The sequence below is a fragment of the Romboutsia timonensis genome, from assembly GCF_900106845.1.
GTDB classification, from domain to species: domain Bacteria; phylum Bacillota; class Clostridia; order Peptostreptococcales; family Peptostreptococcaceae; genus Romboutsia; species Romboutsia timonensis.
This window is the reverse complement of the sequence record NZ_LT629849.1, coordinates 260249-274442: the sequence shown is the minus strand read 5'-3', so window position 1 is coordinate 274442 and position 14194 is coordinate 260249. Positions and strand designations below refer to the sequence as shown.

The 14194-nt window shown below is 28.7% G+C and carries 9 protein-coding genes and 1 pseudogene; 2 read left to right on the top strand and 8 right to left on the bottom strand.

The features are described from left to right. Positions 1-8: 8 nt before the first annotated feature. The 8 genes from glgD to nifJ form a co-directional block, all read right to left on the bottom strand. A complete protein-coding gene (glgD, locus tag BN7997_RS02440) occupies positions 9-1136 on the bottom strand; it encodes a glucose-1-phosphate adenylyltransferase subunit GlgD (RefSeq protein WP_083334984.1) in 1128 nt (375 codons plus the stop codon). Between the two features lie 2 nt (positions 1137-1138). Then, positions 1139-2290, bottom strand: a complete 1152-nt coding sequence (locus tag BN7997_RS02435) for a glucose-1-phosphate adenylyltransferase (protein WP_071119293.1) — start codon at positions 2288-2290, stop codon at positions 1139-1141. Positions 2291-2324: 34 nt separating this feature from the next. Further along, the gene (glgB, locus tag BN7997_RS02430) at positions 2325-4337 is read right to left on the bottom strand and encodes a 1,4-alpha-glucan branching protein GlgB (protein ID WP_083334983.1); all 2013 of its coding nucleotides are present in this window, start codon (positions 4335-4337) and stop codon (positions 2325-2327) included. Positions 4338-4629: 292 nt separating this feature from the next. Further along, positions 4630-5625: an SPFH domain-containing protein gene (locus BN7997_RS02425; protein ID WP_071119292.1), complete on the bottom strand. Its 996-nt coding sequence runs from the start codon at positions 5623-5625 to the stop codon at positions 4630-4632. Between the two features lie 14 nt (positions 5626-5639). Beyond that, positions 5640-6062: an NfeD family protein gene (locus tag BN7997_RS02420; RefSeq protein WP_071119291.1), complete on the bottom strand. Its 423-nt coding sequence runs from the start codon at positions 6060-6062 to the stop codon at positions 5640-5642. Positions 6063-6274: 212 nt separating this feature from the next. Beyond that, the gene (locus BN7997_RS02415) at positions 6275-7846 is read right to left on the bottom strand and encodes a nitrite/sulfite reductase (RefSeq protein WP_071119290.1); all 1572 of its coding nucleotides are present in this window, start codon (positions 7844-7846) and stop codon (positions 6275-6277) included. Positions 7847-8184: 338 nt separating this feature from the next. After that, a complete protein-coding gene (murJ, locus tag BN7997_RS02410; RefSeq protein WP_071119289.1) occupies positions 8185-9747 on the bottom strand; it encodes a murein biosynthesis integral membrane protein MurJ in 1563 nt (520 codons plus the stop codon). 164 nt (positions 9748-9911) lie between these two features. Continuing rightward, positions 9912-13442, bottom strand: coding sequence for a pyruvate:ferredoxin (flavodoxin) oxidoreductase (nifJ, locus tag BN7997_RS02405; RefSeq protein ID WP_071119288.1), 3531 nt, complete (start codon positions 13440-13442; stop codon positions 9912-9914). Between the two features lie 207 nt (positions 13443-13649). Between nifJ and BN7997_RS02400 the strand changes: the two genes are divergently transcribed. Both BN7997_RS02400 and BN7997_RS15725 read left to right on the top strand, forming a co-directional pair. Continuing rightward, the gene (locus BN7997_RS02400) at positions 13650-14000 is read left to right on the top strand and encodes an IS630 transposase-related protein (protein WP_071119193.1); all 351 of its coding nucleotides are present in this window, start codon (positions 13650-13652) and stop codon (positions 13998-14000) included. After that, a pseudogene (locus BN7997_RS15725) lies at positions 13913-14194 on the top strand (hypothetical protein); the annotation flags it as partial. The gene BN7997_RS02400 and the pseudogene BN7997_RS15725, both read left to right, overlap by 88 nt.

The following is a 14194-nucleotide window of genomic DNA, read 5'->3' as shown; positions in this document are numbered from 1 at the left end:
TTCCCCCTTTAAATAGCTGTATTTTTTCCAATAACTACTGGATATTCTATATCTCCTTTTAATTCTTTTCCTTCTGATATGTATACATTTTTATCAAATATAACATTTTGTAATTGTGCATCTTTTTCTATTGTACAGTTTTGCATTATAACTGAATTTTCTATTACTGCACCTTCTTTTATATGAACCTTTCTAAATATAATACTATTTTTTACAGTACCTTCTATTACACATCCTGTAGCTACAAATGAATTCTCTACCTTTGCACTATCTGAATATATAGTAGGAGATTGATTTTGTTCTTTTGTTAATATTTTTCTATCAGAATATAATAATTCATTTGCAATGTCTTCTTGTAATAATTCATCCTTCATTGAATAATATGATTTTATTGAGTTTATACATTTAAGATATCCTTTATATTCATATGCACCGATCTTTAATTTATTAATAGATTCTGCTATAAAATCTTCTATATATGAATGTGTTCCTTCGCTTACACACTTATATATCGTTTTTATAAAATCAGTACGTTTCATTATATAAGTTTCCATAGACACATTAGCATTTTTAGAAGTTCCTATATTAGTTCCCGTATTAATTACTCTATTTCCATCTATGTTCAATGTTGATGTTTCATAGAAATCTACATCTGCATTGTCTATCGACTTATAAAGTATAGTTATATCATTATCTGATTCTTTATGATAATCTATCATTTCAGTATAATCTATATTTCCTATCATATAACTTGGTGCTATTAATATATACTCTTCTTCACATCTCTCTATATAATCTATATTAGCTAGTATATTGTAAATATCTCCATTTCTATATGGATATTTACTTCTATCCTTTGTATTCTCAGGACTAAATATAAATAATCCGCCTGTTTTTCTACTTAAATCCCAATCTTTACCACTTCCTAGATGGTCTGTTAATGATCTATACTTTTCTTTAGCAAATATTCCTACATTAGTTATACCTGAATTCACCATGTTTGAAAGTGAAAAATCTATAACTCTATATCTTCCTGCAATCGGAAGAGACGCTATTGGCCTTACATTTGTAAGTTGATTCATAGTTAAGTCGTTTTTATTATCTAAATTTATTATACCTACACATTCACTTCTCATGATTAAAATCCCCCTTCTAATTCAAGCTGAGCTTTTACTACTTCATACTCAGGTATAACATTTATACCATCTTGCTCTTTTATAATAGTATTATCTTCTATTATTGCACCTTCGCCTATCATAGCTTTTTCTATTATTACATTTTTACCGATCTTTACATTAGGCATTATTACAGAATCTTTTATTATACTATCGCTTCCTACTGATACCCCGTGAGATAAAACTGAGTTTTCTATTTTTCCTAATACTTTACACCCATCTGCTACTAATGATTTTTGTATATCAGAATCTTTACCTATATATTGAGGTGGCATCGACATAGTATTTGTGTATATTTTCCACTTAGAACTATTTAAGTCTATTTCATCATTAGATTTTATAATATCCATATTAGCTTCCCATAAACTTTCTATTGTACCTACATCCCTCCAGTAACCTTTAAATGGATATGCAAACATAGGTATTTGATCTTCTAACATCTTAGGTATTAAATTTTTACCGAAATCATCATAATTTGCTCCATTATTATCTACTTCTTCAAAGTATCCTTTCAACATTTTCCAATCAAATATGTATACACCCATTGATGCTAAATTACTTTTTGGATTCGCTGGTTTTTCTTCAAATTCATATATTGATGAATCTTCATTAGTATTCATTATCCCAAATCTCGAAGCTTCATCCCAAGGAACCTCTATTACTCCAATAGTTGCTTTTGATCCCACCTTTTTATGATGATCTAGCATTTTACTATAATCCATTTTGTATATATGGTCTCCTGATAATATTAATACATACTCTGGATTATAACTATCTATAAAATCCATATTTTGATGTATTGCATGCGCAGTACCTCTATACCAATTTCCCTCTTTTTCATTCATATATGGTTGTAGTATATGTACTCCACCATTTATTCTATCTAAATCCCAATGACTTCCTGTTCCTATATGTGAATTTAATATTAGTGGTCTATATTGTGTTAAAACTCCTACTGTATCTATTCCTGAATTAGAGCAATTACTTAAAACAAAATCTATTATTCTATACTTTCCCCCAAATGAAACTGCTGGTTTAGCAATTCTTTTTGTAAAAACTCCTAGTCTTGATCCTTGGCCCCCTGCTAAAATCATAGCTAGCATATCTTTTTTCATTACTTATCCCCCTTAATATTTATCCTTATCTAATTTATAATTTTTGAGTTTTAGTTTTAGGATTCACTTTATTGACTTTTTTATCTTTACCCCCTATTGATACTTTACTATTAGGATCTATTTGTATAGTGTCTATTTTTAGTTCCTTACCTTTTATAAATGTAGCTCCTAAAGGCGGTACTTTTATTCTTATATGATTATCTTTATTATGCCATTTCTCTGGATATGATGTCAGTTCTAAACTTTCCATTGTCTGATTTGATCCCCAATATTTTTCATTATCAGTATTAAATACCTCTTCATAAACCCCTTCATATGGTACTCCTATTTTATAATTATATCTAACTACAGGAGTAAAGTTTATAACTGCTATTATAAAATCTCTTTCATTTTTTCCCTTTCGCATTAAAGTTATTATACTTTGTTCACTATTATGTGGATCTATAAAATCAAATCCTTCATACGTATTATCTATTTCATGCAGAGCTTTTTCATTTTTATATAAATGATTTAAGTCTTTTACATAATCTTTCATTTTCATATGAGGTTCTCTTTCTAGTAGTTCCCATTCTAGTCCGTATGCATATCTCCATTCCAATCCTTGTCCAAATTCTGATCCCATAAACAATAATTTTTTCCCTGGGTGCATCATATAATATGCATATAACGTTCTTAATGAAGCAAATTTCTGCCAAGGATCTCCTGGCATTTTATCTAATAACGATTTTTTACCATGGACAACTTCATCATGTGATAGTGGTAAGATGAAGTTCTCTGAAAATGCATACATGAAAGAGAATGTAATTAATTCATGATGGTGTTTTCTGTATATAGGGTCCATCTCCATATATTTCAATGTATCATTCATCCATCCCATATTCCATTTATATGTAAATCCAAGAGCACCTGAATACGTTGGCCCAGTCACCATAGGCCATGCTGTTGATTCTTCGGCTATTATAATTGGATTATTAACTGTAGTATAAACAATTTTGTTTAATCTTTTTAAGAAATCTATTGCTTCTAAATTTTCTCTTCCACCGTATTTATTAGGTCTCCATTCTCCAATATCATAATCTAAGTAAAGCATACTAGAAACTGCATCCACTCTTATTCCATCTATATGATATTCATTAAACCAATAAAGTACATTAGAAATTAAAAAACTGTTAACCTCTGGTTTGCCTAAATCAAAATGAGCAGTTCCCCATCCTATATTTTCAGCTTTTAAAGGATCTGAATATTCAAATTGTGCAGATCCATCAAATTTATATAGTCCATGAGCATCTTTACAAAAATGACTATATGCAAAATCTAATATTACTCCAATACCATTTTCATGGCATTTATCTATAAATGCTTTAAACTCAGTAGGTGTTCCATACCTACTTGTACTACTATAATATCCTATAGTTTGATATCCCCAAGATTCATCTAGCGGATGTTCAGTTATAGGCATTAGTTCTATATGTGTATATCCCATATCTTTTACATATTCTATCATTTCATATAATTCTTCATATGAAAAAAATTCTCCGTCCCATTTTCTCTTCCAAGAACCTAGATGAACTTCATATATATTCATTGGACTATTATCATGAACAATTTTTTGCTTTTCTCTTTGCCATTTTCTATCATTCCATTTGTAGTTATCATTTGTGTATATTATTGAAGCTGTATTTGGTCTTTTTTCTGAAAATACCGCATAAGGGTCAGATTTCATTCTACTAACTCCATCACATCCGATTACATTGTACTTATACGCTTGTCCTTGTTTTGCATTAGTTAAAAATATAGTCCAAATTCCGCTTCCTTCTATATTTTCCATAGGATAAGCTTCTTTGTTCCAATCATTAAAATCTCCAACTAAATAAACATTCTTTGCATTTGGCGCCCATACATTAAAACATATTCCTATCTTACCTTTATATCTCGATTTATGACTTCCTAAAAAATTATAACTATCATACAATTCCCCTCGTTTGAACTTATCTATATTATTTATATCAATAATATCTTCATAATCCGGTATCTTTTTATATGCCATCTATAAAATTTCCCCCTTGAACCTCAAATTTTATTATTTGTTACTTAATTATATAATAAAAAATACAATATTTTATAATTAACCGTTATAAAAATTCAGACATTTAAGTATTTTTTAATATGTGTTTTTACAAATCTCTGCATTTAAAATCATTTTTTCATCAATCTTTAATTCCCCCTAGTTTTTAAGTAAATTTTTTATTAATTTATTTTTTAAAATTTACTTTAATAAAATAAAAAATAACCTTATATTCGACTATAAATATAAAAGGTTATTTTTTATTTTAAATTATTTATTTATCTTCACTTAGAACTTCTTTTATTCCTTTAAACGTTCCTAAAAATTTCACAGTATCTGATGGAAGGACTAGCTTTGTTGCATTACCATTTGCTACTTTTTCTAATGCTTCTATGGATTTAAGTGCTATAATATTATCATCTACTTCAGATTCTTTCATAGCTAAAAATACTTCTCTTAAACCTTGTGCAGTTGCTCTTTGGACATTTGTAATTATCTCAGCTTCACCTTGACCTTTTGCTAAAGCTATTTTCTTTATTGATTCTGCTTCACCTTCTGCTCTAAGTATTGCTGATTGTTTCTCTCCTTCTGCTTCACGAATCATTGATTCTTTTTTTGCTTCCGCTCTAAGTATTGCTGACTGTTTTTCTCCTTCTGCCTGAAGTATTGCTGCTGCTTTATTTCCCTCTGCTTGAAGTATTGATTCTCTTCTTTCTCTTTCAGCTCTCATTTGCTTTTCCATCGTAACTTGTATATCATGAGGTGGCATAATATTTTTTAATTCTACTCTATTAACTTTTATACCCCATTTATCAGTTGCTTCATCTAGTATAACTCTCATTTTTGTATTTATTATATCTCTAGATGTCAAAGTTTCATCTAAATCCAATTCACCAATTATATTTCTAAGCGTTGTTGCTGTTAAATTTTCAATAGCAGTTATAGGATTAGCTATTTCAAATGTGTATCTTACTGGATCTGTTATTCTATAATAAACAACAGTGTCAATTTGCATTGTTACGTTATCCTTAGTTATCACTGGTTGTGGAGGAAAATCTACTACCTTCTCCCTTAAATCTATAATGTAACTCATTTGATCTAAAAATGGAACTAAAAAATGTACACCTGTATCTGCTACCTTACGAAACTTACCTAGTCTCATAATTATTCCAACTTTAGACTGCTTAACTACTTTTACACAAGATAACCCTATTATAACTACTACTGCTACTATTACTATAGGTAACACTAAACTAAATATAAAATCCATATGTCACTCTCCCTTTAATCAATTTTTTTTACTACTACCTTAACACCCTCTATTTTTAATACTTCTACCATTTCCTCTTTATCTATCTTCTCATTATCATATGAGATTGCACTCCAGCTTTCTCCCTCAATAATTACAATCCCAACTTTATTTGGATATATAGTTTCTTTTACTATACCTTTTTTATTTATAATAGCTTGTAAATTAGTATTATATTTATAATCTTTATCCTGTTTTATAAATTTTTTAGTAGCTATGGTTAGCATTAATGTAGAAATTATTGCAAAGATTATTATTTGAATCAAAATACTATCTATTATACTACTAAGAAATATTAATATTACAGCCCCTATACTAAACCAAATTAGTGTTAATGTAGTTGTCATAAGTTCTGCTACTGCAAATAAAATAGCCACAATTAGCCATATTAACTTCATTGTCCTCCCTCCTCACTAAATATGCTTTTTTCTATATACTTAATTGTATTCTACTGTATTTAAATTTACTATAAAATCTATGTATTCTTTACTAATTTGTTATTTTTTATTTTATATATATTTGAGTTAAACAAGCTATAATTTCTATATACTTCAATCATTTAGTATGAAAAAAGAGCCCTTACAATTTAAAGGACTCTTAATATATATAATTAAGCTTTAACTACTCTTTCTTCAGCTAAATACTTATCTATTATATTATTTAACTGTTCATTATTTTCTACTATATATTCTTCATAAGTTAAATTAGATTCTTCTACTAATTTAGCTAACTCATATAAGAATTCTGGTACATTCTCTCTAGTTATATCTCCTATATAACTTCCTAATTTTGTCTTGTCTTTTCCTTTTTCCCCACCTAGATAAAGTTCAAAAGATTCTGTAACTACATTATTTACTCTTTTTTTCTTTCCTGCAAATCCTAGTATTCCCATTTGATGTGTTCCACAAGAGTTTGTACATCCTGATATTCTTATTTTAGGAAGTATATCAGCATTAAAATTCTTTTCTTTAAAATATTTTAATATATCTTCTAACATACCTTGACTATCAGCTATGCCTATTTGACATATATTAGAACCTATGCACGCTACACTTTGCTCTAATTTAGTTTCTCCACCTAAATTTTGAGTAAGATTTATTAATTCAACAGCTTCTTCTCCATTTAAGTTTCTTATATACATACCTTCATTCATAGATAATCTAATTTCTATATCTTCTAATTTATCTAATTTATCTATTAATAATTTATAATTGCTCATAGATAGCTGACCACATATAGGATGGAAGTATACACTATAAAGACCTTCTTGTTTTTGTGGTATTAATCTATTATGCGTTACACTAGTTTTTATACCTTGTTTTTTGTATTCTTTATATTCTATATTTACATCTAAATTTTCACTTTCAAATACTTTATTAAGATGTTCTTTATAGCAATTTAAGAATGCTTCTTCTCCCATTCTATCAACAATATATCTTATACGAGCTTTATTTTTATTCTCATAATCACCTTCAGCTATAAATAAATTTGTTATAGCCTCTACATGATATAATATTTCATTAGGATTTATTAATGAGTCAAACTCTACTGACTTGGCTGGATTTTTTCCAATCCCTCCGCCTATATAAACTTTAAAATATTCTTTGTTATCCTTTTTTATAGCTAAAAAACCTAAATCTGCTACAGTACTATTTCCACAATCTTTTTCACTACTTGAGAACGATACTTTTAATTTTCTTGGTAATTTATATGTAGTTATTTTACTCATAAAGTGCTCATTTACTGCTTCTGCATATGGAGTAACATCAAATGCTTCTTCTACATCTACACCTGATAATGGCGATATTGATACATTTCTCGGGAAATTTCCCCCTCCTCCACGTGTAAATATGTCATTTTTTAGCGCTTCTTCCATTGTGTCACAAACACCATCTATAGATAAACTATGTAACTGTATCGCTTGTCTAGTAGTTAAATGTACTTTATCTAAATTTTGTTTTTTTGCTAATTCATATACTTTTTTAAATTTATCCATACTCATTATTCCTGATGGAATTCTAAGTCTTATCATAAAGTCTTGCTCACCACGTTGAGCATAAGAACCCATACCACCAGACATTGCCTTAAAGTCTCCTGATGAAACTTCTTTATTTACAAATTTATGCCCCAACTCCCTAAATACTGGTATTTCTTTAATTAAAGCTTCTTTTAAGCTATTCATAATTACTCCTTCTCCTCATACACCAAAATTAATATCTATTAAATTATATCATAGGATAATTTTAATATTATGAATTTTACTAATTTTAACTATTTAAGATATATATAATTATTATTAATATTTTTAATGATTATATATTTATTACTCATAATTACTTATAGTCATAAACCTTTTTATAAATGGATACAAAATGAACATAAAAAAAATCCCATATACTATAGCTGCTATATAATTTTTTTCCAATATATGTGTTAATACAGGAGTTATAGATACTATCAATACAATAAAATATATTAGCCTCCTCATAAAAAATCCCCTTTCATCTATATGTTTATTTACTATATAAAATAGTTTTTCAATTTAAACAGTATTGCATCAAATATCTCTTTTACTTCTTTTACTTTTAATGCCAATACTACAATTAAATATGTACTCATTCCTAATATTACAGATATAAAACAATTAAATGCTATAAATTTTCTAGATTCTAAAGCAAATCTACTTCCATAAATAAATATATAATTATAAGCAATTCTCATAATTATATACATTACAATAGATGCTATAGCTCCTTTAATAAATGTTTTTAATATATAACTAAACCCTATCTTACCTATTTTTTTCCTTAGAGATATTAATAAAAGCATCGTAGTTACAGTAGCTGATATAGAACTTGCCAATGCTAATCCTCCTATCCCCATTATATTTACTAAAATTATAGAAAAAACAATATTTATAACTACTGATATAGTTGCATTTCTAACAGGCGTTTTAGTATCTTGTAACGAATAAAATGATTTCGCTAATAACTCTTTTAATCCATATGATAGTATTCCTATGGAATAGAAAAATAATGCTGTTGATGTTAGGTATGTATCATGTGAGTTAAAAGACCCCTCTTCAAAAAGAACTTTTACTATTTCTTTAGAAAATGTTGTCATTACAACCATTATAGGTAACATGATTATTACTATCATATTTATAGATTTTGAAATATTTATTTTAAATAATTTTTTATTTCCTTCACTAGCTAGTTTTGAAAGTATCGGGTACATTATTGTAGATATAGCTACAGCTATCACGCCTACTGCAAACATATTTAGCTTATTAGCATAGTTTAATGCTGTTATACTACCACTATCTAGCGTTGATGCTAAGGTTCTATTTACTACGGCATTTATTTGGTTAATATATGAACCTATAAATACTGGTATAACTAAAAATAGTATTTGCCTTATATTTTCGTCTCTTAAATTTACAGTTAACCTATGTTTATATCCTTTTTTTATTAATAAAGGCAACTGAAATAATAATTGAGCTATATATGCAATTAAAGTTCCATAAACCATAACATAAGATTCTGTTACTGATGCAAAAATAATAGCTATTATAACAAATATATTAAATGGTATAGTTATTGCACCTGAAATATATACATTACCTGATGCTACTAAATATGATGATACCAATCCATTTATAGCTATAAATACCATTGAAAATATTAATATCTTAGAGTAATTTACTGTTAAATCAAAAACATCTCCCTTAAACCCTACTGCAAATATTTTTACTATATATGGTGCAAATATTACACCTAATAATACAAATACGAGACTTACGAGTATAACTATATTAAGAATATTACTTGTAAACTTATTTACTTCCTCTTGTCCTTTACTTGATTTAATCTTGAAATATATTGGTATAAATGTTGTCCCTAAAGCTGCACTTATACCGTCAAATAAAACCACTGGTATATTAAGAGCAGTCAGATATGCATCAGTTATTTCACCTGCACCAAATGTTTGGGCTAATACTATATCTCTAAAAAATCCTGTTATCTTAGATGTTAATATTATCAACATTAACACTAGAGCAGTTGTCTTAGTTTTTTTTGACATAACTATTCCTCTTTTCTGATTCTAAATAATATTTTTTAATATTATCTCTTAATATATATATTAATAAATTGATTTAAACAATTATAACATAAATTCAAATAATATGTAAAAATATCCCACAATATTATAAAAGCGCATATCTAAATAGATATACGCTTAATAATTTAACCTTGATTTGCTAATCTCTTGTAATTTTCATATCTTTCTTTAGAATATTCCTCAGCTAAATTAAATAATTCTTCTGCAACATCTGGGAATTGCTTAGCTATAGCAGAATATCTTACTTGTCCCATTAAGAAATCTCTAAAACTTTCAGTTGGTTCCTTAGAATCTAAAGTAAATGGATTCTTTCCTTGTTCTTTTAATACTGGGTTGTATCTATATAAGTGCCAATATCCACAAGCAACTGCTTGAGCTTGATTAGCAGTACTTCTTCCCATACCTTCTTTTAATCCATGAGATATACATGGTGCATAAGCTATGATTAATGATGGACCATCATATTCTTCAGCTTCTCTTATAGCCTTTAATACTTGGTTCTTATCTGCTCCCATACCAACTTGAGCAACATATACATTTCCATAGCTCATAGCCATCATACCTAGATCTTTCTTCTTAGATCTCTTACCTGCTGCTGCGAATTTTGCCATTGCTGCTACTGGAGTAGATTTTGATGCTTGTCCTCCTGTATTAGAGTATATTTCTGTATCAAATACTAATACATTTATATCCTCACCTGATGCAAGAACATGGTCAAGTCCTCCATATCCTATATCGTATGCCCAACCATCTCCACCTACTATCCATTGAGATTTTTTAACTAAATAATCTTTCTTCTCTCTTAAACATTCTATTAGCTCTTTAGCTCTTCCATCACAATTGCAATTTTCTATTGCTTCTATTACCTTTTTACTAGCTTCTTTAGATGCTTCTCCATTATTCATATTAGCTATCCAGTTTTCAAATACATCTTTAAAAGACGAAGCCTCTGGTATAGATATTAATTCTTGCATATCTTCTTTTATTTTATTTCTTATTTGTTTAACACCTAGATACATACCATATCCAAACTCTGCGTTATCTTCAAATAAAGAGTTTGCCCAAGCTGGACCTTTCCCTTCATGGTTTACAGTATATGGAGTTGTAGGAGCTGATCCACCCCATATAGATGAACATCCTGTAGCATTTGCTATCATCATTCTATCTCCATATAATTGAGTAACTAATTTAATATATGCAGGTTCACCGCATCCTGCACATGCCCCTGAGAATTCATACAGTGGCATCTTAAATTGAGAATCCTTAACTGTTTTCCCTTCTACTAAATAACCTTTATCAGAAACACTAGATATAGCATAATCCCAATTTGGTATTTCTTTTTCAGTTTGAGTTTCAAGAGGTTTCATAACTAATGCCTTATCTTTGGCTGGACATACATCAGCACAGTTTCCACATCCTGTACAATCCATAGTATCTACTTGGATTTTATATTGTAATCCATCGAATCCTCTTCCTACAGCTTTTTTAGTTTCAAATCCTTCTGGTGCATTTTGTAATTCTTCCTCATTTAAAAGGAACGGTCTTATAGTTGAGTGTGGACATATATATGAACATTGATTACATTGAATACAGTTCTCTAATATCCATTCCGGTACATTTACAGCTATACCACGTTTTTCATAGGCTGCTGTTCCTTGAGGGAATGTACCATCTTCTATACCGTTAAATGTACTTACAGGTAAACTATCTCCTTCTTGTGCATTTATTGGTCTTAATATATTTGTTATAAATTCTGGTTCTTGTGTATTTGTATTATCATTATCTGTAGCTGTAGCCCAAGATGAAGGTATGTTTATTTGAACTAAAGCATTTTTACCTTGTTCAACTGCTTCATAGTTCATATTAACAACTTTTTCACCTTTTTTACCATAAGCTTTGCTTATAGAATCTTTTAAATATTGAGTAGCTTCATCTTCAGGGATTATGTTAGCTAATTTAAAGAATGCAGATTGCATTATCATATTTATTCTATTTCCAAGTCCAATTTCTTGAGCTATCTTAGTAGCATTTACTGTATAGAATTTTATTTCATTTTTAGCTAAATAATTTTTCATTTTTGCTGGTAAATTAGTTTCTAATTCTGATTCATTCCATATAGTATTTAATACAAAAGTACCACCTTTTTTAAGCCCTTTTAATAAATCGTATTGATTTACATAAGATTGATTGTGGCAAGCTATATAGTCTGCATTATCTATTAAATATGTTGATCTTATAGGAGAATCTCCAAATCTTAAGTGAGACATTGTTATACCACCAGATTTTTTAGAGTCATATGCAAAATATGCTTGCACATATTTCTTAGTGTTATCTCCTATTATTTTTATAGCTTGTTTATTAGCTCCTACTGTACCATCTGATCCTAGTCCCCAGAACTTACAGTTTATAGTGTCTTTGTGTTCTAATTTAAAACTTGCATCAACTGGTATTGAAGTATTTGTTACATCATCATCTATACCAACTGTAAATTGATTTTTAGGGTTAACACTTGCTAAATTATCAAATATAGCTTTTATACTTGCTGGTGTTACGTCTTTTGAACCTAACCCATATCTTCCACCGATTATCATAGGTGCATTTGGTTCTTCATAGAATGCTGAACGTACATCTAAATAAAGTGGTTCTCCTATAGATCCTGGTTCTTTTGTTCTATCTAGTACACATATTTTTTCTACAGTCTTAGGTATAGCATTTAGTAAATGTTTTTTTGAAAATGGTCTATATAAGTGAACTTTTACTAAACCTAATTTTTCTCCTTTAGAATTTAATTCATCTATAGTTTCTTCTATAGTTTCAGTTACAGATCCCATAGCAATTAATATGTTAGTTGCATCTGGAGCACCATAGTAATCAAATAAACCATAGCTTCTACCTGTTAATTTACTTACTTCATTCATATATCCTTCTACTATAGGAACTATTTGATCATAAAACTTATTTCCAGCCTCTCTTGTTTGGAAATATATATCTGAATTTTGAGCTGTACCACGAGTTACAGGATGCTCTGGTAAAAGTGCTCTTTCTCTAAATGCCTTTACTGCTTGTTTATCGATTAAACTTTCATAGTCCTTATAATCTAGAAGTTCTATTTTTTGTATTTCATGAGAAGTTCTAAATCCATCAAAGAAATGAACAAATGGTAATCTTCCTTTTATAGCTGCTAAATGTGCTACTGGTGCTAAGTCAGCTACTTCTTGAACTGAACCTGATGCCAACATTACACATCCTGTTTGACGTGCTGCCATAACATCTTGATGGTCACCAAATATTGAAAGTGCTTGAGATGCTAATGCACGAGCACTAACATGGAATACACCTGGAAGTAATTCTCCAGATACCTTATACATATTAGGTATCATTAAAAGTAGACCTTGTGATGCAGTAAAAGTAGTAGTAAGAGCACCTGCTTGAAGGGAACCATGGAAAGTTCCTGCTGCCCCAGCTTCAGATTGTAATTCTACTACACTTACTTTTTGATTAAATATATTTTTTACTCCTTGTGCAGACCATTCATCAACTACTTCGGCCATAGTAGAAGATGGAGTTATTGGGAATATAGCTGCTACATCAGTATATGCATAAGCTACATATGCTGCAGCTGTATTACCATCCATAGTTTTAATTACTTTTGCCATAATCTATCTCCTTTTATGTATTCTTTTCAATATATCACTTTTAGTATTAACATATTGCTTTATAATTATTATTTTTAGCATAAATTTAATATAATAATCGTATTTTCTGAAATTTATATACTAGATTATGAACTTTCAATTAATGATATAGTAAACGAACTTAATAATAAAGGTATGAAAATTATTAAATAAGTTAACAAATATAATATGAGTTATGATATAAAGTTTAAACAAAGAGCAGTAGAATACCAAAGAGAAGGCCATACTTACAAAGAAACTTGTAAAGTATTTAAAATATCTGAAACAACACTAACTAGGTGGATAAATAAAGAAAAGGAAGGTAAATTAGGTGAAGTAAAAATACAGGTTAGAAAACCAAAAAAGATTTATCCAGAAAAGTTAATTAAATATATAGAAAAACATCCAGATGCATATTTAGTTGAGATTGCAGAGGAGTTTAATTGTAGTGAGTGTGCAATAAGAAAAGCATTAAAGAAATTAAATATAACACGAAAAAAAAGACAACTTCATACAAAGAACAATGTAAGGAAAAAGTAAATAAATATTTAAATGAGATAAAAAACTTTAGCGAAGAAGATATAGTATATATTGATGAAACAGGAATACAAGGTTATATTTATAGAGAATATGCAAGAGCTATAAGAGGTAAAAAAGTTTACGATAAAATACCAGGTAAAAAATACAAAAGAACAAATATAGTAGCAGGAAAATGTGGAGATAAGATTATCTCT

What these genes read in the sequence shown, in the direction of transcription:
- BN7997_RS02425 (WP_071119292.1), bottom strand. Translation starts at nt 5,625, where the DNA reads ATGGATTTTATATTTAGTTTAGTGTTACCTATAGTAATAGTAGCAGTA.
- nifJ (WP_071119288.1), bottom strand. Translation starts at nt 13,442, where the DNA reads ATGGCAAAAGTAATTAAAACTATGGATGGTAATACAGCTGCAGCATAT.
- BN7997_RS02420 (WP_071119291.1), bottom strand. Translation starts at nt 6,062, where the DNA reads ATGAAGTTAATATGGCTAATTGTGGCTATTTTATTTGCAGTAGCAGAA.
- BN7997_RS02400 (WP_071119193.1), top strand. Translation starts at nt 13,650, where the DNA reads ATGAGTTATGATATAAAGTTTAAACAAAGAGCAGTAGAATACCAAAGA.
- glgD (WP_083334984.1), bottom strand. Translation starts at nt 1,136, where the DNA reads ATGAGAAGTGAATGTGTAGGTATAATAAATTTAGATAATAAAAACGAC.
- BN7997_RS02435 (WP_071119293.1), bottom strand. Translation starts at nt 2,290, where the DNA reads ATGAAAAAAGATATGCTAGCTATGATTTTAGCAGGGGGCCAAGGATCA.
- murJ (WP_071119289.1), bottom strand. Translation starts at nt 9,747, where the DNA reads ATGTCAAAAAAAACTAAGACAACTGCTCTAGTGTTAATGTTGATAATA.
- glgB (WP_083334983.1), bottom strand. Translation starts at nt 4,337, where the DNA reads ATGGCATATAAAAAGATACCGGATTATGAAGATATTATTGATATAAAT.
- BN7997_RS02415 (WP_071119290.1), bottom strand. Translation starts at nt 7,846, where the DNA reads ATGAATAGCTTAAAAGAAGCTTTAATTAAAGAAATACCAGTATTTAGG.